Annotated in this window: 27 protein-coding genes; 9 read left to right on the top strand and 18 right to left on the bottom strand. The window is 70.9% G+C overall.

The genetic code is table 11. From position 1 onward, the window contains the following. Nucleotides 1-36: 36 nt before the first annotated feature. A complete protein-coding gene (locus OHT76_RS26200) occupies nt 37-1,374 on the bottom strand; it encodes an endo-1,4-beta-xylanase (RefSeq protein WP_328873292.1) in 1,338 nt (445 codons plus the stop codon). Between the two features lie 89 nt (nt 1,375-1,463). After that, the gene (locus tag OHT76_RS26195; protein ID WP_328873291.1) at nt 1,464-2,528 is read right to left on the bottom strand and encodes a LacI family DNA-binding transcriptional regulator; all 1,065 of its coding nucleotides are present in this window, start codon (nt 2,526-2,528) and stop codon (nt 1,464-1,466) included. 122 nt (nt 2,529-2,650) lie between these two features. Here OHT76_RS26195 and OHT76_RS26190 point away from each other — a divergent pair, with 122 nt between their 5' ends. Both OHT76_RS26190 and OHT76_RS26185 read left to right on the top strand, forming a co-directional pair. Beyond that, nucleotides 2,651-4,945: a glycoside hydrolase family 3 N-terminal domain-containing protein gene (locus OHT76_RS26190; protein ID WP_328873290.1), complete on the top strand. Its 2,295-nt coding sequence runs from the start codon at nt 2,651-2,653 to the stop codon at nt 4,943-4,945. A gap of 18 nt (nt 4,946-4,963) precedes the next feature. Further along, entirely contained in the window at nt 4,964-5,479 is a 516-nt protein-coding gene (locus OHT76_RS26185) for a hypothetical protein (RefSeq protein WP_328873289.1), read from the top strand. Here OHT76_RS26185 and OHT76_RS26180 read toward each other — a convergent pair. The 4 genes from OHT76_RS26180 to tsaB are packed head-to-tail and all read right to left on the bottom strand — an operon-like array spanning nt 5,430 to nt 7,957. Then, the gene (locus tag OHT76_RS26180; RefSeq protein WP_328873288.1) at nt 5,430-5,687 is read right to left on the bottom strand and encodes a hypothetical protein; all 258 of its coding nucleotides are present in this window, start codon (nt 5,685-5,687) and stop codon (nt 5,430-5,432) included. The genes OHT76_RS26185 and OHT76_RS26180 overlap by 50 nt on opposite strands. After that, on the bottom strand, nt 5,684-6,793 hold the full coding sequence (tsaD, locus tag OHT76_RS26175) for a tRNA (adenosine(37)-N6)-threonylcarbamoyltransferase complex transferase subunit TsaD (RefSeq protein ID WP_328873287.1): 1,110 nt from the start codon (nt 6,791-6,793) through the stop codon (nt 5,684-5,686). The genes OHT76_RS26180 and tsaD overlap by 4 nt, the downstream gene beginning before the upstream one ends. Next, nucleotides 6,786-7,283, bottom strand: a complete 498-nt coding sequence (gene rimI, locus OHT76_RS26170; protein WP_328876622.1) for a ribosomal protein S18-alanine N-acetyltransferase — start codon at nt 7,281-7,283, stop codon at nt 6,786-6,788. Before rimI ends, tsaD begins: the two co-directional genes overlap by 8 nt. Nucleotides 7,284-7,300: 17 nt before the next feature. Beyond that, nucleotides 7,301-7,957 carry a tRNA (adenosine(37)-N6)-threonylcarbamoyltransferase complex dimerization subunit type 1 TsaB gene (gene tsaB, locus OHT76_RS26165; protein ID WP_328873286.1) on the bottom strand — a complete coding sequence of 219 codons (657 nt, stop codon included), beginning with the start codon at nt 7,955-7,957 and terminating at the stop codon, nt 7,301-7,303. A 108-nt stretch (nt 7,958-8,065) separates the two neighbouring features. Between tsaB and OHT76_RS26160 the strand changes: the two genes are divergently transcribed. Further along, complete coding sequence (locus OHT76_RS26160) at nt 8,066-8,620, top strand: hypothetical protein (protein ID WP_328873285.1); 555 nt, start codon at nt 8,066-8,068, stop codon at nt 8,618-8,620. On the opposite strand, the gene OHT76_RS26155 is transcribed toward OHT76_RS26160, so the two are convergent. From OHT76_RS26155 to OHT76_RS26135, 5 genes are all read right to left on the bottom strand, one after another. After that, on the bottom strand, nt 8,617-8,781 hold the full coding sequence (locus OHT76_RS26155; RefSeq protein ID WP_328873284.1) for a hypothetical protein: 165 nt from the start codon (nt 8,779-8,781) through the stop codon (nt 8,617-8,619). The genes OHT76_RS26160 and OHT76_RS26155 overlap by 4 nt on opposite strands. 130 nt (nt 8,782-8,911) lie before the next feature. Then, nucleotides 8,912-9,418 (bottom strand): tRNA (adenosine(37)-N6)-threonylcarbamoyltransferase complex ATPase subunit type 1 TsaE, encoded by a 507-nt coding sequence (tsaE, locus tag OHT76_RS26150; RefSeq protein ID WP_328873283.1) that lies wholly within the window; start codon nt 9,416-9,418, stop codon nt 8,912-8,914. After that, nucleotides 9,390-10,607, bottom strand: coding sequence for an alpha/beta fold hydrolase (locus tag OHT76_RS26145; RefSeq protein WP_328873282.1), 1,218 nt, complete (start codon nt 10,605-10,607; stop codon nt 9,390-9,392). The genes tsaE and OHT76_RS26145 overlap by 29 nt, the downstream gene beginning before the upstream one ends. Before the next feature lie 42 nt (nt 10,608-10,649). Beyond that, nucleotides 10,650-11,828 (bottom strand): alanine racemase, encoded by a 1,179-nt coding sequence (gene alr, locus OHT76_RS26140; RefSeq protein WP_328873281.1) that lies wholly within the window; start codon nt 11,826-11,828, stop codon nt 10,650-10,652. A gap of 45 nt (nt 11,829-11,873) precedes the next feature. Beyond that, nucleotides 11,874-12,740 (bottom strand): L,D-transpeptidase family protein, encoded by an 867-nt coding sequence (locus tag OHT76_RS26135; protein ID WP_328873280.1) that lies wholly within the window; start codon nt 12,738-12,740, stop codon nt 11,874-11,876. A gap of 257 nt (nt 12,741-12,997) precedes the next feature. Here OHT76_RS26135 and OHT76_RS26130 point away from each other — a divergent pair, with 257 nt between their 5' ends. From OHT76_RS26130 to OHT76_RS26120, 3 genes are all read left to right on the top strand, one after another. Next, nucleotides 12,998-13,369, top strand: a complete 372-nt coding sequence (locus OHT76_RS26130; protein WP_328873279.1) for a holo-ACP synthase — start codon at nt 12,998-13,000, stop codon at nt 13,367-13,369. Between the two features lie 22 nt (nt 13,370-13,391). Further along, the gene (locus tag OHT76_RS26125; RefSeq protein ID WP_328873278.1) at nt 13,392-14,825 is read left to right on the top strand and encodes an NAD(P)H-hydrate dehydratase; all 1,434 of its coding nucleotides are present in this window, start codon (nt 13,392-13,394) and stop codon (nt 14,823-14,825) included. 266 nt (nt 14,826-15,091) lie between these two features. Continuing rightward, a complete protein-coding gene (locus OHT76_RS26120) occupies nt 15,092-15,580 on the top strand; it encodes a hypothetical protein (protein ID WP_328873277.1) in 489 nt (162 codons plus the stop codon). A gap of 7 nt (nt 15,581-15,587) precedes the next feature. Here OHT76_RS26120 and glmS read toward each other — a convergent pair whose 3' ends face one another. The 3 genes from glmS to OHT76_RS26105 all read right to left on the bottom strand — a co-directional run bounded on the left by glmS (nt 15,588) and on the right by OHT76_RS26105 (nt 19,342). Next, nucleotides 15,588-17,435, bottom strand: a complete 1,848-nt coding sequence (gene glmS, locus OHT76_RS26115) for a glutamine--fructose-6-phosphate transaminase (isomerizing) (RefSeq protein WP_328873276.1) — start codon at nt 17,433-17,435, stop codon at nt 15,588-15,590. Between the two features lie 90 nt (nt 17,436-17,525). Continuing rightward, nucleotides 17,526-18,335: an ABC transporter permease gene (locus OHT76_RS26110; RefSeq protein ID WP_328873275.1), complete on the bottom strand. Its 810-nt coding sequence runs from the start codon at nt 18,333-18,335 to the stop codon at nt 17,526-17,528. A gap of 2 nt (nt 18,336-18,337) precedes the next feature. Continuing rightward, nucleotides 18,338-19,342 (bottom strand): ATP-binding cassette domain-containing protein, encoded by a 1,005-nt coding sequence (locus OHT76_RS26105; RefSeq protein ID WP_328873274.1) that lies wholly within the window; start codon nt 19,340-19,342, stop codon nt 18,338-18,340. Nucleotides 19,343-19,537: 195 nt separating this feature from the next. Here OHT76_RS26105 and coaA point away from each other — a divergent pair, with 195 nt between their 5' ends. Then, on the top strand, nt 19,538-20,506 hold the full coding sequence (coaA, locus tag OHT76_RS26100) for a type I pantothenate kinase (RefSeq protein ID WP_328873273.1): 969 nt from the start codon (nt 19,538-19,540) through the stop codon (nt 20,504-20,506). Nucleotides 20,507-20,524: 18 nt separating this feature from the next. Then, on the top strand, nt 20,525-21,466 hold the full coding sequence (locus OHT76_RS26095) for a DUF389 domain-containing protein (RefSeq protein WP_328873272.1): 942 nt from the start codon (nt 20,525-20,527) through the stop codon (nt 21,464-21,466). Nucleotides 21,467-21,523: 57 nt separating this feature from the next. On the opposite strand, the gene glmM is transcribed toward OHT76_RS26095, so the two are convergent. The 4 genes from glmM to OHT76_RS26075 form a co-directional block, all read right to left on the bottom strand. Further along, entirely contained in the window at nt 21,524-22,882 is a 1,359-nt protein-coding gene (gene glmM, locus OHT76_RS26090; RefSeq protein WP_328873271.1) for a phosphoglucosamine mutase, read from the bottom strand. 201 nt (nt 22,883-23,083) lie between these two features. Then, nucleotides 23,084-23,605, bottom strand: a complete 522-nt coding sequence (gene rpsI / locus OHT76_RS26085) for a 30S ribosomal protein S9 (protein WP_099930786.1) — start codon at nt 23,603-23,605, stop codon at nt 23,084-23,086. Nucleotides 23,606-23,647: 42 nt separating this feature from the next. Further along, nucleotides 23,648-24,091, bottom strand: coding sequence for a 50S ribosomal protein L13 (rplM, locus tag OHT76_RS26080; protein WP_058923752.1), 444 nt, complete (start codon nt 24,089-24,091; stop codon nt 23,648-23,650). A 205-nt stretch (nt 24,092-24,296) separates the two neighbouring features. Next, entirely contained in the window at nt 24,297-25,481 is a 1,185-nt protein-coding gene (locus tag OHT76_RS26075; protein WP_328873270.1) for a glycosyltransferase family 87 protein, read from the bottom strand. A gap of 74 nt (nt 25,482-25,555) precedes the next feature. On the opposite strand from OHT76_RS26075, the gene OHT76_RS26070 reads away from it, so the two are divergent. Beyond that, nucleotides 25,556-26,446, top strand: a complete 891-nt coding sequence (locus OHT76_RS26070; protein ID WP_328873269.1) for a hypothetical protein — start codon at nt 25,556-25,558, stop codon at nt 26,444-26,446. The last annotated feature ends 3 nt before the right edge of the window (nt 26,447-26,449 follow it).

Below are 26,449 nucleotides of genomic sequence, written 5' to 3'. Positions count from 1 at the left end.
CCGCGGGACCGCTTTCTTCGGAAATTCTCAGACTTCTCAGCCCAGGGTCACTACCGGCACCGGATTGCTCCCGCTCCAGGACGCGTTGAAGCCGAAGGTCACCGAACCACCGTCCGGCACGGTGCCGTTGTAGGAGGCGTTGGAGCAATTGACCGCCGACCCCGACTGGGTGCAGTTCGCATTCCAGGCCTGAGTGAGCTGCTGGCCCGCGCCGAACGTCCAGTTCGCCTTCCAGGACGCCAGCGAGGCCCCGGAGCAGTCGATCCGCACCTGCCCCGTGAAGCCGCCGTTCCACTGGTGGACGACGCTGTACGTCACCGTGCAACCGGTCGGCGGTGTGGTCGTACCGCCGAGTGCCTCCGCGATGGCGTGGTACGCCGGTTTCGGCGCGAAGTTCTCGTCGTACGGCGTCGCCGCGCCCTGGCCGGGGAAGGTGTCCGGGATCCAGGAGTCGGAGTCGGTGAAGCCCCAGACGGTGACGCCGACGCAGCGGGCCACGGCCACGCAGGCGTTCATGACCTGCTTGTACTCGGCGGCCTGCTGGGCGAGCTTGGCGCTGTCCGAGGGAAGGTTCATCCGGATGTCCAGCTCGGTGATCGCCACGTCGAGGCCGAGGTCGGCGAAGCGCTGGATGTTCTGCTGGAGCGTGGCCGGCACCTGGCCGAGGATGAGGTGGGCCTGGAGTCCGACGCCGTCGATCGGGACGCCGCGCTCCTTCAGGGACTTGACCAGGTTGTACAGGGCGGTGGACTTCGCGTTGACGCCCTCGACGTTGTAGTCGTTGATGTACAGCTTGGCGCTCGGGTCGGCCGCGCGGGCCGCGGTCAAGGCCTCGGCGATGTAGTCGGCGCCGAGGCCGTTGTACCAGAGGGTCTGCCGGTAGGTGCCGTCCTCATTGAACGGCTCGTTGACGACGTCCCAGGTCTCCAGCCGCCCCTTGTAGCGGCCGACCTCGGTGGCGATGTGGTCGGTCATGAGCTGACGCAGTTCGGCGGTGGTCCAGGTGCCGTTCGTCAGCCAGCTCGGATTCTGGCTGTGCCAGACCAGGGTGTGGCCGCGCACCTGCTGGCCGTTGGCCTCGGCGAAGTTGACGATCTGGTCGGCCTCGGCCCAGTTGAAGGTGCCCCGGGTCGGCTCGACCGAGCCCCACTTCATGGCGTTGCCGGGGGTGAGCGCGTTGAACTCGCGGGCGGCGATCTCGCCGTAGGTGCCGGTGAGTTTGGAGCCGGTCACAGCGGTGCCGATGACCTTGCTCTTGGCGTCGGCGAGATCGCGCAGCGGGGCGTCGGCGGCCTGCGCCGGGGGTGCGCCGAGCAGCAGCGCGAGGCCGGAGACGAGGGATGCCAGGGATAAGCCGGTTCTCAGAGATCTCATTGCGGGTGCCTCCGAAAGTTTCGGTTGTGCAACCGATTGGCTTCGGAGCAGTGTGCGGGGACACCGATCGCCCGTCAATACAAGACCCCTCAAACCGCCGGAGGCGCACCGGTACTGCTGCGCACCACCAGGCTCGTGGCCAGTTCCACCCGGGTCGCCGCCGGGTCGCCGTCCTCCTTGGCGAGGTCCAGCACCAGCTTGGCGGCCGCCTCGGCCATCTCGGTCAGCGGCTGCCGTACGGTCGTCAGCGGCGGTCCGACCCAGCGGGCGACCGGCAGATCGTCGAAGCCGACGACGCTCAGGTCCTCGGGGATGCGCAGGCCCAGTTCGCGCGCGGCCTCGTACAGGCCGAGCGCCTGGAGGTCGTTGCCGGCGAAGACGGCGGTGGGCCGGTCCGGGCCGCGCAGCAGCTTCAGGCCCTCCCGGTAACCGGTCTCGTGGTGGAAGTCGCCGGGCCGGATCAGCGCCGGGTCGACCGGGAGTCCGGCCGTCTCCAGGGCGGCCCGGTAGCCGTCGATCCGGGCACGGCTGCACATCATCCGGGACGGTCCGGTGATGGCGCCGATCCGGGTGTGCCCGAGCTCGACCAGATGCCGGGTGGCGGCGAGCCCGCCCTGCCAGTTCGTGGCGCCGATGGACGGCACGTCCGCGCCCGGGTCGCCGGCCGGGTCCATCACCACGAACGGGATGGAGCGGCTCATGAGCAGGGCGCGCTGGGACTCGTCGAGTCCCGACAGCACCAGGATCACGCCGTGCGGGCGGCGGGCGGCGACCTGGTCGGCCCAGGTGCGCCCGGGGGTCAGCCGGCCGGCGCTCTCGCTGAGCACCACGCTCAGTCCGGCGTCCCGGGCGACGTTCTCCACACCCCGGATGACCTCCATCGCCCACGCGCTCTCCAGCTCGTGGAAGACCAGGTCGATGAGGGGTGAACGGCTGGCCTCGGCGCGCCGGCGCCGGTAGCCGTGGGCGCGCAGCAGGTCCTCGACCCGGCTGCGGGTGGCGGGGGCGACATCGGCTCTGCCGTTGAGGACCTTCGAAACAGTCGGCGCCGAGACGCCGGCCTCGCGGGCGATCTCGGCGAGCGTCGCGGTCTGCGCGGACCGACCTGTCGCGCGGGTTGTCGTCCGGGTTTCAGCGGGCTCGGAGGGTGTCATGGCGGCGATCGTATCCCTGCGCCCCCTCTTGACGAACCCTTCTCACCGCCCCTAGGTTCCCGGAACATTCGAGGTGAATAACGAAACATTCGTGAGAGGCCATCCGCCCCGACAGGAGTTTCATGACCACCGCCCCCTGGCGCGACCCCGCTCTGCCCGCCTCCGCCCGCGTCGACGACCTGCTCTCCCGGATGACCCTTCAGGAGAAGACCGCCCAGCTCTACGGCGTATGGGTGGGCGCCGCCACGGACGGCGACGGAGTCGCGCCACTGCAACGCGAGATGACCGCCGAGTACGACTGGAACGACCTGATCACCCAGGGCCTCGGCCAGCTCACCCGCTCCTTCGGCACCGCCCCCGTGGACCCGGCGCTGGGCGCGCAGGCGCTGGCCCGCGCCCAGCGCCGGATCGCGGCCGCCGGACGCTTCGGCATCCCGGCCGTCGCCCACGAGGAGTGCCTGGCCGGCTTCACCACCTGGCGGGCCACCGCCTATCCGGTGCCGCTGGCCTGGGGAGCGAGCTTCGACCCGCCGCTCGTCGAGGAGATGGCCCGCCGGATCGGCGAGGACCTGCGCTCGGTCGGCGTCCATCAGGGGCTCGCGCCCGTCCTGGACGTCGTCCGCGACCCGCGCTGGGGACGGGTCGAGGAGACGATCGGCGAGGACCCGTATCTGACCGGCACGATCGGCACCGCCTATGTGCGGGGCCTGGAGTCCGCCGGGGTGATCGCCACGCTCAAGCACTTCGCCGGGTACGCCTCCTCGGCGGGCGCCCGCAATCTCGCGCCGGTGCGGGCGGGGGTGCGGGAGTTCGCCGATGTGACGCTGCCGCCGTTCGAGATGGCGCTGCGCGAGGGCGGGGCGCGCAGTGTGATGGCCGCGTACACCGAGACGGACGGAGTCCCCGCGTCGGCGGACCCGGGGCTGCTCACCGACCTCCTGCGGGACCAGTGGGGGTTCACCGGCACGGTCGTCGCGGACTACTTCGGCATCGGCTTCCTGCAGTCGCTGCATCGCGTGGCCGGCACTGACGCCGAGGCGGCGCACGCGGCTCTGCGGGCCGGCATCGATGTGGAGCTGCCGACCCTCAAGTGCTACGGAAAGCCCCTCGTGGAGGCGGTCCGAGCGGGCGAGGTCCCCGAGGAGCTGGTGGATCTGGCGGCCCGCCGCGTCCTGCTCCAGAAGTGCGAACTGGGCCTGCTGGACGAGGACTGGGACCCGGAACCGGCGACGCGCATCGACCTCGACTCCACCGCCAACCGTGCCCTGGCCCGGCGCCTGGCGGAGGAGTCGGTGGTGCTGCTGGACAACCCAAATGGGCTGCTGCCGCTGGCCCCGGACACCAGGATCGCGGTCGTGGGCCCACGCGCCGCGGACGCCCTGGCCATGCTGGGCTGCTACTCCTTCCCGTCCCACGTCCTCACCCACCACCCCGACATCCCGATGGGCATCGAGATCCCGACCGTCCTGGAGGCGCTGCGCACCGAACTCCCGGACGCCAAGGTGACGTTCGCGGAGGGCTGCGGGGTGTCGGACCCCGATCCCTCCGGCTTCGAGGAGGCGGTGGCGCGGGCGTCCGAGGCGGATGTGTGCCTGGCGGTACTGGGCGACCGGGCGGGCCTGTTCGGGCGCGGCACCTCGGGCGAGGGCTGCGATGTGACGGATCTCCAACTGCCGGGCGTACAGGGCGAGTTGCTGGACGCGCTGGTGGCGACCGGCGTCCCGGTGGTGCTGGTCCTGCTCACCGGCCGCCCCTACGCGCTGGGCCGCTGGCACGGCCGCCTGGGCGCGGTCGTCCAGGCCTTCTTCCCCGGCGAGGAGGGCGGCCCCGCGGTCGCCGGAGTGCTGTCGGGCCGGGTCAACCCCTCGGGACGCCTCCCGGTGAGCGTCCCCCGGGTGCCCGGCGGGCAGCCCTGGACCTATCTCCAGCCGCCACTGGGCCTCGCGGGCGAGGTCAGCAACCTGGACCCGACCCCGCTCTACGCCTTCGGCCACGGACGCTCGTACACGAGCTTCGCCTGGGAGTCCGACGCGGCACAGGCGGAGATCGGCACGGACGGCTCGTACGACCTGGGCGTGACCGTCCGCAACACCGGTGACCGTGAGGGTGCGGAGGTGGTGCAGCTGTATCTGCACGATCCGGTGGCCTCGGTGACCCGCCCCGATGTCCGGCTGATCGGTTATCAGCGGCTGGAGTTGGCGCCCGGCGAATCCCGTCGTGTGACCTTCCGCTTCCATGCGGATCTGTCGGCGTTCACCGACCTCTCACAGCTGAAGGTGGTCGAACCGGGCGCGCTGGAACTACGGTTGGGGACATCCAGCGCGGAGATACTGCATACGGCGCGACTGACTCTCACCGGCCCGGTACGGGTGCTCGGCCCGGACCGACGGCTGAGGTGCGAGGCGGTGGTGACCTGAGCCTCGGGGAGGGGCGCGATGGACAGGTATGTCCACCATGAACTGCGTTCCGTGTTCAGCGCGTTGGCCGTGGCCGCCGTCTGTGTGCCGGTGACCGGCATGGTCCACGGGGCGCTGGTCAGCGCGGTCGGGCTGCCGCTGTTCCTGCTCGGCCTGATCGCCTTCGCGACCGTGTTCACGCTCCTCCAGTCGACCCGGATCAAGTGGCTCAGCGAGGTGCTGGACTTCGAGACCGCGGTCCCGCTGGAGGAGGCGCCCGTCGAGACGCCGCTGCTCCGGCGTCCGATCAATCCCTGGCTGTTCACCATGATGACGGCCGCGACCCTGGGCTTCGCCTTCGCCCTGGACCCCGCGGCCGCCCTGTTCCCGCTCTGGCTGGCGCTGGCCTGGCTGGGCCAGGCCTATCTGGCCGTCAACTGGGAGCGCCGGCACGACAAGGTGCTGTGGCGGGGCCACGACCCGGACAAGCCCTGGCGGCTCTCCGTCAGCCCCCGGCCACTGACTCGAACCGCCACCGGTGCACTGCCCGAGTGACCAACTCACCGTCCGGCTCGGGCAGTTCGGGCAGTACGGCGTCGTAGTCGCCGTCCCACCAGGTGATCACCAGCACCCGGTCCTGCGGGGCCCGGAACGTCTCCCGGCGCAGGGGCCGCTCGGGAAGTCGCTGCTCACGCACCCAGGCCAGCAGCTCCTCGCCCCGCCCCTCGGCCGCCCGCGCCTCCCACATCAACGCGACCGTCACGGGTACTCCGCGGCGGAGCCGCTGTCGGATGCAGTCTCTTTGCTGACCTCGTGCACATGATCGTGTCCGGGCACATGCGGGTCGGTCACCGGCAGGGAGGAGTCGGCGGACAGGTCCCAGCTCGACGCCGCCCGGTTCCGCGCGACCATCTCCGCGCCCAGCGCGGCGACCATCGCGCCGTTGTCCGTGCACAGCTTCGGCCGCGGTACCCGCAGTTCGATACCGGCGGCCTCGCAGCGGTGCCGGGCCAGCTCCCGCAGCCGGGAGTTGGCGGCCACCCCGCCGCCGATCATCAGGTGGTCGACGCCCTCGTCCTTGCAGGCCCGCACCGCCTTGCGAGTCAGCACGTCCACGACCGCCTCCTGGAAGGAGGCCGCCACATCCCGCACCGGCACCTCCTCCCCCGCGGCCCGCTTGGCCTCGATCCAGCGGGCCACGGCCGTCTTCAGACCGGAGAAGGAGAAGTCGTACGCCGGATCCCGGGGCCCGGTGAGCCCGCGTGGGAAGGCAATGGCCCGGGGGTCGCCCTCCTTCGCGTACCGGTCGATGACCGGACCGCCCGGGAAGCCGAGGTTCAGCACCCGCGCGATCTTGTCGAAGGCCTCGCCGGCCGCGTCGTCGATGGTGGCGCCCATCGGCCGGACGTCGGAGGTGATGTCGGACGAGAGCAGCAGCGAGGAGTGCCCGCCGGACACCAGCAGCGCCATCGTCGGCTCGGGCAGCGCGCCGTGCTCCAGCTGGTCCACGCAGATGTGCGAGGCGAGGTGGTTCACCCCGTAGAGCGGCTTGCCGAGCGCGTAGGCGTACGCCTTGGCGGCCGAGACGCCGACCAGTAGCGCGCCCGCGAGACCGGGACCGGCGGTCACGGCGATCCCGTCCAGGTCGCGGGCGCTGACCCCCGCCTCCTTCAGCGCGCGGTCGATGGTCGGCACCATCGCTTCCAGATGCGCCCGGGAGGCGACCTCCGGCACCACCCCGCCGAAGCGGGCGTGCTCGTCGACGCTGGACGCGATGGCGTCGGCCAGCAGGGTCGTCCCGCGCACGATGCCGACGCCGGTCTCGTCGCAGGAGGTCTCGATCCCCAGGACCAGGGGTTCGTCAGCCATGGATCTCGGTTCCTTGTCCGGAGGTTGAGCCCGCGGCGGAGCCGCTGGTGGAATCTGTGGTCAGGCGCATCACGAGGGCGTCCACATTGCCCGGCTGGTAGTAGCCGCGCCGGAACCCGATGGCCTCGAAGCCGTAGCGCTCGTACAGCTTCTGGGCGCGGACGTTGTCGATCCGGCACTCCAGCATCACTTCGGCGCACTCGAAGGCGGTGGCCGCCCGCAGCAGCTCGGCCAGCAGCCGTCCGCCGAGGCCGGTGCCCCAGTAGTCGCGGGCGGCGGCGATGGTCTGGATGTCGGCGAGGTCTCCGGAGGCGGCGAGCCCCGCGTACCCGACGATCCGCTCGCCCTCGACCGCGACGACGTACCGACGGGTCGCCTCCGCGCCGCGCGCGTGGGCCAGCTCGGACCAGAACATCCCCCGGGACCAGGCGTCCTCGGGGAAGAGCTCCTTCTCCAGCTCCAGCACGGGATCGATGTCCCACCAGCGCATCTCGCGCAGCACCGCTGTCACTTGGGGGTGACCACCTTGTAGTTCTTGGGGACCTGGGCGTCGGGCCTGCGCAGATACAGCGGTCTGGGCGCGGGCAGCTCCTCCCCCGCGGCCAGCCGTTCGGCGGCGAGGGCGGCCAGGGCCGCGGCGGAGACATGCTCGGGCTCGTGCGCCTTGGGGAAGGTGTCGGGGTACAGCAGCGCCCCGGCCCCGACCGCGGGCAGTCCCGCGACCCGCTCGGCGATATCGGCGGGCCGGTCGACCGCCGGGTCGGTCAGACGGGTGCGGGAGTCGGCGTACGTCGCCCAGTAGACCTCCTTGCGCCGGGCGTCGGTGGCCACGACGAAGGGGGCGTTGGCGATGTCGGCCGCGTACGCGAGACCGTCGAGGGTGCACACACCGTGCACGGGGACGCCGAGCGCGAGCCCGAAGGTGTCGGCGGTCATCAGACCGACCCGCAGCCCGGTGTACGGGCCGGGCCCGGTCCCTACGACGATGCCGGTGACGGCGTCGAGCTTCAGCCCCGCCTCGGCGAGCACGCGGTCGATGGCCGGCAGCAGCAGCTCGCCGTGACGGCGGGCGTCCACCTGACTCGACGAGGCGATGACGTCCGTACCGTCGTGCAGCGCGACGGTGACGGCGGGGGTGGCGGTATCCAGAGCGAGCAAGAGCACGCAAACAGCCTACGGCTCCCCGCGCCGACGCACGGCCGCCCGGGAGGAGCGGTCACCGACTGCTACGGTCGCCGGGAAGCACGACGTACGACAAAGAGGTGGGCGACGGTGGCAAGCAGCAGCTCCGGATTCGTGGCCGGGCTCACCACGGCGGCCCTCATGACCGTCGGCTTCCTCGCCTATCAGGCCTCGGCGACCGTCCCGGCCGACCTGGGCCGCACACACACCAGCAGCACGCCCGCGGCGGCCGCCTCCAAGGCCCCCCGCGACAAGGAGCACCCCGCCGCTCTGCCCGCCGGGTCCGGCAAGGGTGAACGGGTGGTGTACTCGGTGGACGACGACCGGGTATGGCTGGTCGGCGCGGGCGACAAGGTCAAGCGCACCTTCACGGTGACCCCCGGCACGGTGGACCCGGCCCCGGGTGTCTACACGGTCACCTCACGCTCCAACGCGGTCACCGGCACGGACGGCGTCCCCATCGAGCACGTGGTCCGCTTCACCAGCGTGAACGGCGTCGCCATCGGCTTCAGCGCGGCGGTCGACAGCTCGGCCCCCGCCCCGGGCACGACGGCCCGGACGGGCGGCATCCGCGAATCGAGGGCGGACGGCGACGCGATGTGGGACTTCGCGACGATCGGGCAGAAGGTCGTCGTTATTCGCTAGGCGGCTTCGCGTTCCTGCACCGGCGCTCGCGGAGCGGCCGGTTCCGGGGCACGCGGTGGCGTCGATACGGCGCTTGCCGCGGCGCACGCCGCCAGCAGGTCGCGCATGGACACTCCGGACAACGGACGCGGGTGCGTCGTGTCCCGCTGCGTGGCCGACATGGACGCCTCCTGGGAGCCGGGGGCGGACGTAGTTAGGTACACCTAACTACGGGCTGGGTACCATGTGACCACGCCCGGGACACCGAAAGCAATATCTTGCCGACGTCTTGTCGGAATGTTCATGGACGGCTCAGGCGGACAGTGCTTCCAGCTCCGCCTCGGCCCAGCGCGCACCCAGCCCGGTGACCGTCACCTGCCGCACCTCGTCGATCGTGTCGCCGACGGCCCGGTGGATGACGATCTGGAGCCGGTCGTCGGTCAGCTCCTCGACCTTGCCCTCGCCCCACTCCACGACGATCACGGATTCGGGCAGCGAGACATCGAGGTCGAGGTCCTCCATCTCGTCGAGCCCGCCGCCGAGGCGGTACGCGTCGACGTGGACGAGCGGCGGGCCGTCGCCGAGGGACGGATGGACGCGCGCGATCACGAACGTCGGCGAGGTGACGGCGCCCCGGACCCCGAGGCCCTCGCCCAGCCCCCGGGTCAGCGTCGTCTTGCCCGCGCCGAGCTCCCCGCTGAGCATCACGAGGTCCCCGGCGCGCAGCAGCTTGGCGAGACGGCGGCCGAGCTCTCGCATCTGCTCGGGAGAGGTGACGGTCAGCCGGGTCTCAGCCCGGTTGTGCGGTGCTGCTTCCATAGCCACCAACCGTAGCGCCCGCGGGCACGGCACCCGCGCGGGTGAGCAGGTCGGCGAGACGGTCGGTGACCACTTCCGGGTGTTCCAGCATCACCAGGTGCCCGGCGTCGGGCACGAGCACCAGCTCGGCGTCCGGCAGCAGGTCGGCGATCGCCTCGCTGTGCTCACTCGGCGTGACCAGGTCCTTGACCCCCGCCAGCACCAGCACCGGCAGGTCCGTGAAGTGGCCGAGGGCCTCGGTCTTGTCGTGGTCGGCGAAGGCCGGGTAGTACTCGGCGACGACATCGATCGGCGTGCCCTCGATCATCCGCTCGGCGAACCGCGCCACCGCCGGGTCCACGTCCCGGGAGGCGAAGGAGTACCGCTTGATGATCCCGGCGAACAGATCGGCGGTGGCCCGGCGCCCCTTCTCCACCAGCGCGGCCTGCTGCCCCAGCGCCTTCAGCACACCGGGGAGCACCCGCCGTACGGCGTTGACGCCGGCGACCGGCAGCCCGAAGTTGACCTCGCCGAGCTTCCCCGACGACGTGCCGACCAGAGCGACGGCGACGACCCGGTCCCGGATCAGCTCGGGATACTGGTCGGCCAGCGCCATCACGGTCATGCCGCCCATGGAGTGCCCGACCAGCACGATCGGCCCCTCCGGCACGGCCGCGTCGATGACGGCCTTCAGGTCCCGCCCGAGCTGCTCGATGTCGACCGGCACCCCGTCCTGCACCTGCGCCACGCCCCGCGCGGAGCGACCGTGGCTGCGCTGGTCCCAGTGCACGGTCCGTACGACGCCTCTGAGCGCCGCCCGCTGGAAGTGCCAGGAGTCCTGGCTGAGGCAGTAGCCGTGGCTGAAGACGACCGTGACGGGGGCCGGGGCCTTGCGGCCGAAGAGGCGGCGCCGGCGCGGGGCGGAGCCGCCCTCGGGCTCGACGTCGTCGACCTCGTAGTAGAGCTCGGTGCCGTCGTCGGAGTAGGCCTTGCCGGGCATGCCGCGCAGCGAGCCGTAGGGGCCCGCCGAGTCGAGCGCGAGACGGGCCTTCTGGCGCATCCCCCGGCCGACGGTGAGCCGCTCTATGGCGACCCCGGCCGCCGCGCCCGCGGCGACCACGCCTATCGCGGCGCCCGCGAAACCGGTCGCCCGGCGCCAGTTACCGGCGGAGGCGACGGCCGCGACGGCCTCCGCACTGCTCTCGCTCACGTACCGCTCCTCTTCACCGGACTGCTGCTGGGCACTGGGCCATCACCCAGCCTGTCCCTCGTTCACATAGACGCGGGGAACACGGGTTCCGATCCGGGTGACGATTTCGTACGCGATGGTGCCGGCGGCCTGCGCCCAGTCCTCGGCGGTGGGCTCACCGCCGTCACCGGGCCCGAACAGCACCGCGCGCTCACCCGGTTCGGGTACGTCGCCGCCCAGGTCCACGACGAACTGATCCATCGCGACCCGCCCCGCGATCGTCCGCCACTTGCCGCCGACCAGCACCGGACCGGCGGAGGAGGCGTGCCGGGGGACACCGTCCGCATACCCGACGGGGATGAGTCCAAGGGTGGTGTCACCCGCAGTGGTGTATTTGTGCCCATAGCTGACGCCGTGTCCGCCGGGCACCTGCTTGACGAGCGCCACAGACGCCGACAGCGTCATCACCGGCCGCAGCCCGAAGTCGGCGGGGCTGCCCAGCTCGGGGCTGGGCGAGATGCCGTAGACGGCGATCCCCGTCCGTACGAGATCGAAGTGGCTGTCGGGCCGGGTGAGTGTGGCCGGTGAGTTGGCGATGTGCCGTACCTCGGGGCGTACGCCCTGGTCCTCGGCGTGGGCGATCATCTCGCGGAAGCGTTCGAGCTGGGCGTCGATGGACGGATGCCCGGGTTCATCGGCACAGGCGAAGTGGGACCAGAGCCCGGTCACCTTCAGGAGCCCCTCGCCCTCGGCGGCGAGCGCCTCCCGGACCAGCTCGGCCCAGTCGTCGCCGGGCTGACAGCCGCCGCGTCCGAGACCGGTGTCGGCCTTGAGCTGCACGCGCGCGGGAAGGCCGGCCTCGCGGGCGGCGGCGGTGACCTCGCGCAGCGCCCACATCCCGCTCACCGAGACGTCAAGACGGGCCTCGATCGCCTCCCGCCAGGGCCCGCCCGGGGTCCACAGCCAGCACATGATCCGTACGTCGTCCGGCAGCCGCCCGTCGGCCCGCAGTGCGAGGGCCTCCTCGGGCGTGGCGGTGCCCAGCCATGTCGCCCCGGCCTCCACGGCCGCCCGGGCGCACGGCAGCGCGCCGTGGCCGTACGCGTCGGACTTCACGACGGCCATCAGGGCCGCGCCCGGCGCGAGCGCGCGCAGGGTCCGCACATTGGCCCGCACGGCGGCGAGATCGATCTCGGCGCGGGCCCGCAGGGGCGCGGTCCGCAGGACAGCTGTTTCAGTCATGGCGCCCCCAGTGTCTCAGAGGGGTCTGACAGACCGGTCGAGCCCTCAGGGCCTGCGCCCCCATACGTAGACCCGGTCCCCCTTCTTCAGCACACCCCACAGCTTCTTCGCGTCCCCGAGCCGCAGATTGACGCATCCCATCGACCCGACGGTGGTGAAGATCGTGCCGTAGACGGCGTGGAAGGCCTGTCCGCCGCTGAAGAACTGCGAGTAGGGCATGGGCTGGTGGTACAGGGTCGATACGTGGTTCTTGTGCCGCCAGTACACCTTGTGCCACCCGACCCGCGTCCCGTATCCGGCCCGGCCGCTCCGCATGGGCACCGGCCCGTAGATGACCTTTTTCCCCTTTTGTACCCAGGTCAACTGCCGACTGAGATCGACACAGGCGATGCGATACGACCGCACAGGGCACTTCTTGGCGGCGTTCGGGTTCTTGCGCGCGCCGACGAGTTGCATGGTGGCCCAGGTGACGGGCCCCGCGAAGCCGATGGCGGGCTTGATCTTGTGCTTGACCTGAAAGGCCCGGACGGCCCGGCAGTCGGCGGCGGACTGCTTCCCGTCCACCTTGAGCTTGAGCCACCGCTCGACCTGCCGCTGATAGGGCCCGGTCTGCTTGCTGCACGAGACACGGGAGACGGCGTCCCCGAGCGGCACGTACTCGACGAGGTCATAAGCCCCTGGATCGGCCTCCCGCGGCTCAACGGCGTCCTCCCGAGCACTGGGTGTGTAAACGTCCGGCGCCAGCACCTGATCGGGCGTGTCGATCACCCACGAGGTCGGCGCGACGCCCGGCACCAAGGTCCCCTCGGGAACAGGCGGCGCGGGCACGGCGGCGGCACTCCCCACCGGCAACACAAAAGCCGCGGCCACCACAACCGCGACACCCCGACAAGCGATACGCGAACAGATCATGCGATCAGCGAACCGCGCCCCCGAACCACCGGGGGCGTGCCGCGCGGCGGGGTCACTCGGACGTACGCACGCGGCGCAGCTCAACCCGGCCTGCGTTGGCGCGCCTTGTACAACCTCCATGTCGTGCGCATCAGCAGCCATTGCTCGATATGGCCACCAGCGCGCCGGCGACGGCACGACGGCCCGGCCGACCTGCTCACACCTTCGCCCCCCAGGCCACCTCTGACAGTCGTGCCGCCGGTCATAGGGTGCTCGGCATGAGCATCATCGGGGTCGGTATCGACGTGGCGGAGATCGACCGTTTCGCGGCATCCCTGGAGCGCACGCCCGGGTTGGCCCGACGTCTGTTCCTGGACAGCGAGTTGCTGCTGCCCAGCGGGGAGCGGCGGGGCGTCGCCTCGCTGGCCGCGCGGTTCGCGGCGAAGGAGGCGTTGGCCAAGGCGCTGGGCGCCCCGGCGGGCCTGCTCTGGACGGACGCGGAGGTCTTCGTCGAGGACAGCGGGCAGCCGCGGCTGCGGGTGTCGGGGACGGTGGCTGCCCGGGCGGCGGAACTCGGCGTGCGGGCCTGGCATGTGTCGCTGAGTCATGACGCGGGCGTGGCCTCGGCGGTGGTGGTCGCGGAAGGCTGAGGGGCGCGAGAGACTCGACCGTATGCGTACTGCGTACAGCGTGGAGACGGTCAGGACGGCGGAGCGGGAACTCATGGCGCGGCTGCCGGAGGGGACGCTGATGCAGCGGGCCGCGGCTGGACTTGCCGCCGCCTGCGCGGACCTCCTCGGCCGGGTGTACGGCAGCCGGATCGTGCTGCTGATCGGCAGCGGCGACAACGGCGGCGACGCGCTCTACGCCGGCGCCCGGCTGGCCCGGCGGGGCGCGGGGGTCACGGCGGTCCTGCTGGCGCCCGAACGTGCGCACGCGGGCGGGCTCGCGGCACTGCGCCGGGCGGGTGGGACCGTGACCGGGACCGACAACGCGGCGACGCTGATCGACCGGGCCGACCTGGTCCTCGACGGCATCGTCGGGATCGGCGGCAAGGGCGGTCTGCGCCCGGACGCCGCGACCCTCGCCGAGGCCGCCGCGCGGACCCGGGCCGCCGTGGTCGCCGTGGACCTGCCGAGCGGGGTCGACGTGGACACCGGCCAGGTCAAGGGGGCGGCGATCCGCGCCGACCTGACGGTCACCTTCGGCACGCACAAGCCGGGGCTGCTGGTCGATCCGGCGCGTGAGTACGCCGGTACGGTCCGCCTGGTCGACATCGGCCTCGAGCTGCCGGAAGAGGCGGAACTGGAGGCGCTGCAGCACGCGGACGTGGCACGGATGCTGCCGGTGCCGGGGGCGGAGAGCGACAAGTACCGGCGGGGCGTGGTCGGCATCGCGGCCGGTTCCGCGCGGTACCCGGGAGCGGCGGTGCTGGCGGTGGCGGGCGCGCTGCGGGGCGGCGCGGGAGCCGTACGGTACGTCGGCCCGGCCGGGGACGCGGTGCTTGCCCGCTTCCCGGAGACGCTGGTGTCGGACAAGGGGCCGAAGAAGGCCGGCCGGGTACAGGCCTGGGTCGTCGGCCCGGGCGCCGGGGACGACGCGGCGACGGTGGCGCAGGTGCTGGAGGCGGACGTACCGGTGCTGATCGACGCGGACGGCCTGCGCCTGGCGGCCCGGGAGACGGTACGGGCCCGCACGGCCCCGACCCTGATGACCCCGCACGCCGGGGAAGCGGCGGCTCTGCTCGGTGTCTCACGCGAGGAGGTCGAGGGCGCGCGCCTGTCCGCGGTACGGGAGTTGGCGGGCCTGTACCGGGCGACGGTGCTGCTGAAGGGCTCGACGACACTGGTGGCGGACCCGGACGCGAAGACGGCGGTACGGGTGAACGCGACGGGGACCGCCTGGCTGGCCACGGCGGGAAGCGGCGACGTCCTGTCGGGCCTCGCGGGCTCCCTGCTCGCATCGGGACTTCCGGCCCGGGACGCGGGCAGCGTGGCGGCATACCTGCACGGCCTCGCGGGACGGTACGCGGCGGACGGGGCACCGGCCGGGGCGCAGGATGTGGCGGAGGGGATCGTGCGGGCTTGGCGGGATGTGCGGGACTGAAAGCAGAGGCGATCGCGCGGGCGCCGCGGGGCGCACGGGACTGAAAAGGGAGGCGATCGCGCGGGCGCCGCGGGGCGCACGGGACTGAAAGCAGAGGCGATCGCGCGGGCGCCGCGGGGCGCGCGGGACTGACCGCCGGAAACCGGTGCGCGACTGACCCCGGAAATCCGTGCGTGCGGCTGCCCCCGCAAGTCCGGGCGCACGCGACCGCGAGCCCCCTGAAAACCGGATGCGCGCCGCCCCCACGGCCGCCTACCGTGCGGAGCATGCGCGTGGTCTTCGCCAAGGGTCCCGGGACGAGCTACGACATCGCCGTGCACCGCGAGACGGGCGCCGCGCTGGCCCCGCGCAACGGCCCCGGCGGACACCCCTACCTCCCGCACGACCTGGTGCACTTCCTGGTCGAGGCGGAAGCAGGCATCAAACTCGGGGTCTACGGCCGCCTGGCCGCCGGTGACAACGGCCTGTTCTGGCCGGCCGACCCCGCGGAGCGCGCCAAGGCCGCCCGGCACCGCAAGTCGAAGCGCCCGAAGTCATCCCCCGAGGCCCAGACCGACATGGCCAGGTCGGAGGAGCTGGCGGGCATCGCGGTGCCGGTGTGGGAGGTGCGGCACGGGCACGCGGCGGAGCTGCCGGCGTATGTGACGGTGCGGGAGATTCCCCCGGTGGTCGACCGGATCGTCTCCCGCCTCGACGAGTACGCCGAACGCTGGCACGCGCTGCCGGTCGGAGGCACGCTCACCCTGACGTGGTGACCTCCACCTACTCCACCGTCACCGACTTCGCCAGGTTCCGAGGCTGATCCACCTCGTTCCCCCGAGCCGTCGCCAGCTCGCACGCGAACACCTGCAACGGCACCGTCGCCACCAGCGGCTGCAGCAGCGTCGGAGTCGCCGGGATCCGGATCAGATGGTCCGCGTACGGCACCACCGCCTCGTCCCCCTCCTCCGCGATCACGATCGTCCGCGCACCCCGGGCCCGGATCTCCTGGATGTTGGACACGATCTTGTCGTGGAGGACGGACCGCCCCCGGGGCGACGGCACGACCACCACCACCGGCAGATCGTCCTCGATGAGTGCGATCGGCCCGTGCTTCAACTCGCCCGCCGCAAACCCCTCGGCGTGCATATAGGCGAGCTCCTTCAGCTTCAGCGCCCCCTCCAGCGCCACCGGATACCCCACGTGCCGCCCCAGGAACAGCACCGTGTCCTTGGCGGCCAGCGACCGGGCGAGCTCCCGCACCGGTTCCATCGTCTCCAGTACGCGCTCCACCTCGCCGGAGATCTCCGCCAGGTCCCGGACGACCGCCCGGATCTCGTCGCCCCACTTGGTGCCGCGCACCTGGCCCAGGTACAGCGCCACCAAGTAGCAGGCCACCAGCTGGGTCAGGAAGGCCTTGGTCGAGGCGACCGCCACCTCCGGGCCCGCGTGCGTGTACAGCACCGCGTCCGACTCGCGCGGGATCGTCGAGCCGTTGGTGTTGCAGATCGCCAGCACTCGGGAGCCCTGCTCACGGGCGTGCCGTAGCGCCATCAGCGTGTCCATGGTCTCGCCGGACTGGGAGATCGCGATGACCAGGGACTGCGCGTCCAGGATCGGGTCCCGGTACCGGAACTCGCTCGCCAGCTCCACCTCGCAGGGAATCCGCGTCCAGTGTTCGATGGCGTACTTGGCGATCAGCCCCGCGTGGAAGGCCGTACCGCAGGCGACGATGACGACCTTGTCCAGCTCCCTCAACTCGGAAGCCGAGATCCGCACTTCGTCCAGTGTCAGGGCGCCGGACGCGTCGATGCGGCCCAGCAAGGTGTCGGCGACCGCCTTCGGCTGCTCGGCGATCTCCTTGAGCATGAAGTAGTCGTAGCCGCCCTTCTCGGCCGCGGACGCGTCCCAGTCGACGTGGTACGAGCGGACCTCGGCCGGGCTGCCGTCGAAGCCGGTCACCGTGACGCCGTCGCGGCGCAGCTCCACGACCTGGTCCTGGCCCAGTTCGATGGCGGAGCGGGTGTGGGCGATGAAGGCCGCCACGTCCGAGGCCAGGAACGCCTCGCCCTCCCCCACGCCCACCACCAGCGGCGAGTTGCGACGCGCGCCGACCACCACGTCCGGCTCGTCCGCGTGCACCGCGACCAGCGTGAACGCCCCTTCCAGCCGCCGGCACACCAGCCGCATCGCCTCCGCGAGGTCCGCGCAGGAGGAGAACTCCTCGGCGAGCAGATGCGCGACGACCTCGGTGTCGGTCTCGGAGGCCAGTTCATGCCCCCGCTCCGCCAACTCGGCCCGCAGCAGCGCGAAGTTCTCGATGATGCCGTTGTGCACCACGGCCACGCGTCCGGCGTTGTCCAGGTGCGGATGCGCGTTGGCATCCGTGGGTCCGCCGTGTGTCGCCCACCGGGTGTGCCCGATGCCGGTGGAGCCGCTCGGCAGCGGACGCTCAACCAGTTGCTTCTCCAGGTTGACGAGCTTCCCGGCCTTCTTCGCGGCGGCCAGACCGCCGTCCGCGAGCACGGCCACGCCCGCCGAGTCGTAACCCCGGTACTCCAATCGCTTCAGCCCGGCCATCACGACATCGAGCGCCGACTGCGACCCCACGTATCCCACGATTCCGCACATGAGCGGCAGCCTACGATCGAATCCATCGCCGAACCGGCCACTGCGTGCCCGATTTCGGAAATTCCCACGCCCTACCGCAGCAGAAAAGCCTCATGTCTTCGCCCGGTACGCCCGCATCGCCAGCGGATAGAACACGAGCGCTATCCCGGCCGCCCACACCAGCGACCACAGCACGGGCTCCGCGACCGGACCGCCGAGCAGCAGCCCGCGGAACGCGTCGGAGAGGTGGGTCACCGGGTTCACATCGCTCCACGCCTGGAGCCACCCCGGCATCGTGTCCACCATGACGAACGCGCTGCTGGTGAAGGTGATCGGGAAGATGAGGGTGAAGGCGAACGCCTGCACCTTCTCCGCGTCCCCCGCGAGCATCCCGATCAGCACCGCGCTCCACGACACCGCCGCCGCGAAGACGATCACCAGCAGCGTGCCGAGCAGGAACCCGTCGAGCCCGCCCGTGACCCGGAAGCCGAGCAGCAGTCCGAGCCCGATCATCAGCAGCAGCGCCCACAGGTGCTTGGCGAGGTCCGCCGTGATCCGGCCGATCAGCGGCGCCGAGCGGGCTATCGGCAGGCTCCGCAGCCGGTCGAAGACGCCCTTGGTGAGGTCGGTGTTGAGCGCCATCGCCGTGTACATCGTCATGAACAGGGTGTTCTGCACGATGATCCCGGGCAGCGCGTACTTCAGATACGCCTCGGGCGATCCGGCCATCTGCCCGCCCAGGACGTAGGTGAACAGGAACACGAACATGATCGGCGTGATGCTGTAGTCGACCAGTTCGAGCGGGTTGTGCTTGACCGCGACCAGGCTCCGCCAGGCCATGGTGAAGGTCTGCTGGAGTCCGGCGAGGGGGCGTACCCGGCCCGACTTGGTGATGGGGGCCGTGATGGTGGTGGCGGCCATGGTCAGTTCACCGCCTTCTCCAGCTCGGCGTCCTCACTGACGGGCTCCCCGCCGTCCTCTTCCGGCTCCGGCTCCGGCTCGGCACGGTGTCCCGTCAGCGCCAGGAACACCTCGTCGAGCGAGGAGCGCCGTAGCGCCAGCTCGCCCACCGCTATCCCCTCCCGGTCCAGTGTGCGGACCACGGCCGGCATCAGCTCGGGGTCCTTCACCGGGGCCGTGACCGTCTCGCCCTCGATCTGGGTCTGGGTGCCGGCCGCCTGGGCCACCAGCGCGTGCACTCGCCCGAGCTCCGCCGCGACCAGCGGCCGCACCTGCAGCACCTGGCCGCCGACCTGGGACTTGAGCTGGTCCGGGGTGCCCTCGGCGATCACCCGGCCCTTGTCGATCACCACGATGTCGTCGGCGAGCACATCGGCCTCGTTCAGATACTGCGTGGTCAGCAGGGCCGTCGCCCCGTCCGCGACCAGGCCGCGCAGCAGGTCCCACAGCTCACCTCGGCTGTGCGGGTCGAGTCCGGTCGTGGGCTCGTCGAGAAAGAGGATGCGGGGCCGGCCGACCAGGCTCGCGGCGAGGTCGAGGCGCCGTCGCATACCGCCCGAGTACGTCTTCACGGCCCGTCCGGCCGCGTCCATGAGCTGGAACCGCTCCAGCAGCTCGCGCGCCCGCGCCTTCGCCTCGGCCCGTGGCAGACCGAGCAGCCTGCCGATGAGCAGCAGATTCTCCGTACCGGTCAGGTTCTCGTCGACCGCGGCGTACTGACCGGTCAGCCCGACCAGCGACCGCACGATCCCCGCCTCCCGCACGACGTCGTGCCCGGCCACATGAGCCCGGCCCCCGTCCGGCTGGAGCAGCGTCGCGAAGATCCGCACCGCGGTCGTCTTCCCCGCGCCATTGGGCCCCAGCAGCCCGAGCACCGAGCCCTGCCGGGCCCCCAGGTCGACCCCGGCCAGCGCCTCGGTGTCCTTGAACCGCTTGACCAGGCCTTCCGCCTCAATCGCATACGTCATGGGTTACCCCTCGGGGTTACGTCATGTCCGGGTGGACCCTGGCCTGGGCCCACCTCTCCCACAACTGTGACGCACGCCACTGACATTCCCCACCTTGTCCCGGTTCGCCCGGAAATCCTGGGCGCGTGACGGATCCCACCCCACCGTCCGTTCGTCCGCCCGTAACAATGGACTGTGATCTCTCCGGTCTCTCCGATGCCCCGGAGCGCCCACCGGCCCAGGCCGGAGGCGACTCCCTACGTCGACCTCACCCGAGCCGAGTGGAGCGCGCTGCGCGACAAGACGCCGCTGCCGCTCACCGCCGAGGAGGTCGAGAAGCTGCGCGGCCTCGGCGATGTCATCGACCTCGACGAGGTGCGGGACATCTACCTCCCGCTCTCCCGCCTGCTCAATCTCTACGTCGGCGCCACGGACGGCCTCAGAAGCGCGCTCAACACCTTCCTCGGCGAACAGGGCTCCCAGTCCGGCACCCCCTTCGTCATAGGGGTCGCGGGATCCGTCGCCGTCGGCAAGTCCACCGTCGCCCGTCTCCTCCAGGCCCTGCTCTCCCGCTGGCCCGAGCACCCGCGCGTGGAGCTGGTCACCACGGACGGCTTCCTCCTCCCGACGAAGGAGCTGGAGGCCCGCGGCCTGATGTCGAGAAAGGGCTTCCCGGAGTCGTACGACCGCCGTGCCCTGACCCGTTTCGTCGCCGACATCAAGGCGGGCAAGGACGAGGTGACGGCGCCCGTCTACTCCCACCTCATCTACGACATCGTCCCGGGCCAGAAGCTCACGGTCCGCCGCCCGGACATCCTGATCGTCGAGGGCCTGAACGTCCTGCAGCCCGCCCTGCCCGGCAAGGACGGCCGCACCCGCGTAGGCCTCGCCGACTACTTCGACTTCAGCGTGTACGTCGACGCCCGCATCGAGGACATCGAGCGCTGGTACCTGAATCGTTTCCGCAAGCTCCGCGACACCGCGTTCCAGAACCCGTCCTCGTACTTCCGCAAGTACACCCAGGTCTCCGAGGACGAGGCCCTGGACTACGCCCGTACGACCTGGCGGACCATCAACAAGCCCAACCTCGTGGAGAACGTGGCCCCCACGCGAGGCCGGGCCGCCCTGATCCTCCGCAAGGGTCCCGACCACAAAGTGCAGCGGCTGAGCCTGCGCAAGCTGTGAGCTGCTAGAAAAGGCGCCATGCTGCATCTGCGCCTGATCACGCCGACCGAGAAGACCGCCGACGTGGTGAGTCTGATCGAGAGCACCGTCGGCACCACGCACCTCGTGGTGCTGCCGGGCGCCGCCCGCAACCCCGCCGGGGACGTGGTGATGTGCGATGTGGCGCGCGAGGCGGGCGACGAACTCCTCGCCGGGCTCCAGCACTTGGACATCGAGGACTGCGGGTCCATCGCGGTGGAGAACATCGACCTCTCCCTGTCCAAACGCGCGGACCAGGCCGAGGCGGACGCCCCCGGCGAGGGCGCGGACGCGGTGCTCTGGGAGCACCTCACGGACGCGACGCACGAGGAGTCGACGCTCTCCGTCACCTACCTCGCGTTCATCACGCTCGCCACGATGATCGCGGCCTGCGGTGTGGTGCTCGACAGCGCGATCCTGGTCGTGGGCGCGATGGCCGTGGGCCCGGAGTTCGGCCCACTGGCGGGCTTCAGCACAGCCCTGGTGCAGCGCGCCCCGCGCCTGGCACTGCGGTCACTGATCGCGCTGCTGGTGGGCTTCGCGGTGGCCATGGCGGTCACGGTCGGCTTCAGCTTCTTCATGGACTCGATCGATCTGTTCAGCCAGGAGCAACTGGACGCCGACCGCCCCCAGACCGCCTTCGTCTACGCCCCCGACTGGTTCTCCTTCATCGTCGCGGTCCTGGCCGGCGCCGCCGGCACCCTCTCCCTGACCTCATCGAAGTCGGGCGCCCTGGTGGGCGTGGCCATCTCGGTCACCACGGTCCCGGCAGCAGCCAACGCGGCAGTAGCCCTGAGCTACGGCGACACCAAACAGACCTGGGGCTCAACGGAACAACTCCTGCTGAACCTGTTGGGAATCGTCCTGGCAGGCACGCTGACGCTGCTGGCCCAGAAATGGATCTGGTCACACTCCAAACGCCGGGCCGTCGAGCCCACCTAGGGCAGCGCGCCCCACGCCTGGCATCAGCGTCAGCGCGCCTGCCCCGAACCCGGAGCCTCAACCCAGCGCAGACTTCACAACATCGGCCAGCCGCCCGGCAACAGCCCGAGCCTGATCGATATCGGCGGCCTCAACCATCACCCGAACAAGCGGCTCGGTCCCGGACGGCCGCAACAGCACCCGCCCCGTGGACCCCAACTCCGCCTCCGCCTCGGCAACAGCCGCAGCCAGCTCCCCGGACGTCTTCACCCGCGACCGATCAACATCAGGCACATTGATCAGCACCTGAGGCAACCGCTCCATCACAGAGGCCAGCTCCCGCAGAGACCGCCCGGTCTCAGCAACCCGAGCCGCGAGCATGAGCCCGGTCAGCGTGCCGTCCCCGGTCGTCGCGTGATCAAGGATGATCACGTGCCCGGACTGCTCACCGCCCAGCGCATACCCGTGCTCCTTCATCTCCTCCAGCACATACCGGTCACCGACGGCGGTCTGGACGATCTTCAGCCCTTCCCGCTCCATCGCCAGCTTGAACCCGAGGTTGGACATCACGGTCGCGACAACGGTGCCGGAGCGCAGTGCGGAACGCTCCCGCATCGCCAGCGCGAGTACGACCATGATCTGGTCGCCGTCCACCTCCTCACCGGTGTGGTCGACGGCCAGACAGCGGTCGGCGTCACCGTCGTGGGCGATGCCGAAATTCGCGCCGTGCTCGACGACGGCGGCCTTCAGCAGATCGAGATGGGTCGATCCACAGCCGTCGTTGATGTTGAGCCCGTCCGGCGAGGCCCCGATCGTGATGATCTCGGCCCCGGCCCGCGAGAACGCCTCCGGCGACACCCGCGAAGCGGCCCCGTGCGCCTCGTCGAGGACGATCTTCAGCCCGTCCAGCCGGTTGGGCAGTACGGCGACGAGGTGGGCGATGTACTTGTCGAAGCCCTCGTCGTACTCCCGGACCCGGCCGACGCCCGCGCCGGTGGGCCGCTCCCAGGGCTCACCGCGCCGGTGCTCCTCGTAGACGGCCTCGATCCGCTCCTCCAGCTCGTCGTCGAGCTTGTGCCCGCCGCGTGCGAGGAACTTGATGCCGTTGTCCGGCATGGCGTTGTGGCTGGCGGAGAGCATCACGCCGAGGTCGGCGCCGAGCGCGCCGGTGAGATAGGCCACGGCGGGCGTCGGCAGCACACCGACCCGCAGCACGTCGACACCCGCGCTCGCGAGCCCCGCGACCACGGCGGCTTCCAGGAACTCCCCGGACGCGCGCGGGTCCCGTCCGACCACCGCTGTCGCCCGGTGGCCCTCAAAGGTGCCCGCCTCGGCCAGCACGTGGGCCGCCGCGACCGACAGACCGAGCGCCATCTCGGCGGTCAGATCCGCGTTGGCGACACCGCGCACGCCGTCCGTGCCGAAGAGTCGTCCCACTTGTCCTCCTGATGAAGCGTCACTTTCGAGATCACTCTCGGAGATCATCCCAAGATCACCCGATCACACAAGCCTTTGAGCACCTTGTGCCGTTATACGCCCAAGACTGTGATAAACGAACGCCCCGGCGGCACTGTGGCGTGCCGCCGGGGCGTTCGGACGTACTGCTGAAGTGCGAGTACGCGCTGCAGGCAGCGAAGCTTAGCGCTTGCTGTACTGCGGAGCCTTACGGGCCTTCTTCAGACCGGCCTTCTTGCGCTCGACCGCACGGTCGTCGCGCTTGAGGAAGCCGGCCTTCTTGAGCGGGCCGCGGTTGTTGTCGACGTCGGCCTCGTTCAGCGCACGGGCGACACCGAGACGGAGCGCACCGGCCTGACCGGAGACACCGCCACCCGAGATACGGGCGATGACGTCGTAGCGGCCCTCGAGCTCGAGCACCTTGAAGGGCTCGTTGACTTCCTGCTGGTGCACCTTGTTGGGGAAGTAGTCCTCAAGGGTGCGACCGTTGATCTTCCACTTGCCGGTGCCCGGGACGATCCGGACGCGGGCAATGGCGTTCTTGCGGCGGCCCAGGCCGGCGGCCGGCTGGGGCTCACCGAAGCGGGACGCGAGGGACTCCGAGGTGTACTCGCCCTCGACGGGCACCTCGGACTCGGTGGTGTAGCTGTCAATGTCGACGAGCTCAGTCTCTTCGACCGGCTGCTCAACGGTGGTCTCGGCCACGATGCTCCTCAGATTCTCTTCAGTCTTAGGGGGTGGCCGGACTTACTGCGCGACCTGGGTGATCTCGAACGGCTGCGGCTGCTGCGCGCCGTGCGGGTGCTGGTCACCCTTGTAGACCTTCAGCTTCGAGAGCATCTGACGGCCCAGCGTGTTCTTGGGGAGCATGCCCTTGACGGCCTTCTCGATGGCCTTCTCGGGGTTCTTGTCCAGCAGCTCGTCGTAACGGACGGAGCGCAGACCACCCGGGTAGCCGGAGTGGCGGTACGCCATCTTCTGGGTCCGCTTGTTGCCGGACAGGTGCACCTTGTCGGCGTTGATGATGATGACGAAGTCACCGGTGTCGACGTGAGGGGCGTAGATCGGCTTGTGCTTGCCCCGGAGGAGGGACGCGGCGGTGGTGGCGAGACGGCCCAGGACGACGTCCTGAGCGTCAATGACGTGCCACTGGCGCGTCACATCGCCGGGCTTGGGGCTGTACGTACGCACGGTTCGTAGCCTTCGCTTCGAGTGAATGGTCCTGACAAGGTCACCGAAACGATCACGACAGCCTGGACCGCACTGCGGCGACGCATACCGCGTACGTGGGGTCGCTGGTCATCGGCCCGGTGGACCGGTGTAAGGGCCCGTCCCGTGAGAATGAGCAAGCCAATACACAACGAACAAGCAGAATACCTGGGCTGCCCCGGACGGGTCAAAACGAGGTCACTGCTGTCACAGGAGCCGATTTTACCGGCACCCTGCGCTGCCCCGCCCAGCCGTGCCGAACGATCGTGAAGGTGAGCGCACACAGCGTGAGGGCGTCCTTGAAGGCCCGCCGCTGCACCGGTTCCAGATAGGGCCAGGTCACCCCCGGCAGCTGCGGCACCAGCGCGAGCCAGAACCAGGGCCCCCGGGCCACCGAGCCCGCGCACGGGAGAGAAGCGAGCAGCAGCGGGACGACGATCACCAGATAGTGGTCGTACGACGGTCTGGACACCAGGAACGCCGAGAGCATCAGGGCCGCCGCAGTCTCCGTGAGCCTGAGCGGGCCGGGGTCGGCGCGGCGCCAGCGCCGGTAGGCGCAGGCCACCCCGGCGGCCGCCGCGAGCAGGGCCAGCAGCACGGCCAACCCCGGCGGCACCCCGAGCCTGGGCAGCACGGCCGCGGGGGATGCCTCGTAGAGCCGTACGAAATCGTCGTCGCCCTTCAGCAGGAAGGGCAGGGTGCGGGTGAAGAAGCCCGTGGGGTCGGGGAGGAACAGGGCCGAGGCCGTCGACGCCGTCACCGGGACGGCGATCATCAGGGCCAGGGCCCGCCATCGTCCGGCGAAGGCGAGCAGCAGCGCCATCGGGAGCAGGACCGGCTTCAACGCGATCGCCGTACCGAAGACCACGGCCGCCGCCGCCCACCGGCCCCGGCTCGCCAGCAGCAGCCCCAGCGGCAGCGCAAGCGCGGCCGTCGCCGTCCAGTTCGCCAGAAGGATCAGATGGGCGAAGGGCGCGAAGCCGGCGGTGAGGCCTGCCAGGCCCAGGGCGGCGAGACGGCTGCGCGGCGGGATGCCGTGCAGGCGCAGGGCGCAGGCCCAGCCGGCGGCCAGACAGGCGGTCACCGCGAGCGGCACCAGCATGCGCAGCGCGGTCGGGGAGAGCAGGGCCTGGGGGGCGGCGGCGAGCACGGCGCCCGGTAGATAGAGGAAGTGCGGATCGTCATAGGGGGAGCCGCCGTCCAGCCAGGTCCGCGCGGCCCGCACCACGATGGCGTTGTCCATGCCGCCGTCCGAGGTCAGGCGGGTGGTGCGGACCGTCGCGGCGCCGAGCACGGCCGCCAGGAGCGCCCACAGATGCCAGGACGCGGGTCGTACCAACCACCCGGAGATGTCGCTTTTGCCCTCGCTCACCGGCGCAACGCTAGGCGCCCCAGGGGCCCTTGAGGCGGAACGGCACACCCCGGTCCCCGTCTAAGATGCGGCCCATGAGCTTCGGGCAGCAGGGGGGACCCCAGTCCCAGTGGGATCCCTGGAAACCGCAATCCCAGCAGCCGTGGAACAACGGCGGCGACAGCCAGACCCCGGACTGGGCCGCGCTCGCCGAGGCGTCCGAGTCCCGTAACAAGCGACGTCGGCTGCTGTTCATCGGCGGTGGCGCGCTGGCCACGGTCGGGGTGGCCGCGGCGGTCGCCGTGGCCGTGGTGTCGGCGAACGGCGGCGACGAGGCCTCCAACAAGCCGACCGCGCAGCTTCCCGCGACCGCGGACATACCGAGCGGGTCCACCGGCCCGGCGCCGTCCTTCGAGCCGACGAGCGCGCCGCCCCCGCTGGATCCGAACGACTTCATCGCGAGCGCCAAGAAGGACACCGCCCCGCTCAGCCCCGCGACGCTCTTCCCGGGCACCCAGGTGACCTGGAGCGAGACCGTCTACAAGAAGGGCCCGACGGCCGACGCCAAGGACTGCTCCTCGGCCGCCCTGAAGACCCTGCCGAAGGTGCTCGACGCCAACGACTGCACGCGTCTGATGCGCGTGACGTACGTCAAGGACGGCGTCGCGGTCACGGTCGGTGTGGCCGTCTTCGACACCGAGGCCCAGGCGACCAAGGCCCGGACCCAGACGGACGACAAGAGCATCGTGAAGTCGCTGTCCGGCAAGGGCGTGAAGGCCTTCTGCAACTCCGCCGTCTGCCGCTCGACGCGCAACTCCGTGGGCCGGTACGCCTATTTCACGGTCGCCGGGTTCACCAGCGGCAAGGACGTGACGGAGAAGGACACCAAGGTCTTCGCGGCCGGCGACGATCTGGCCGAGTTCACGCTCTACCAGATCCGACGCCGGGGCGAGGCCCAGGCGTCGGCGGCGGCTCAGGCGGGCTGATCC

It is taken from the genome of Streptomyces sp. NBC_00287, assembly GCF_036173105.1.
Taxonomy (GTDB): Bacteria; Actinomycetota; Actinomycetes; order Streptomycetales; family Streptomycetaceae; genus Streptomyces.
This window is presented reverse-complemented; position numbering and strand designations above follow the sequence as displayed.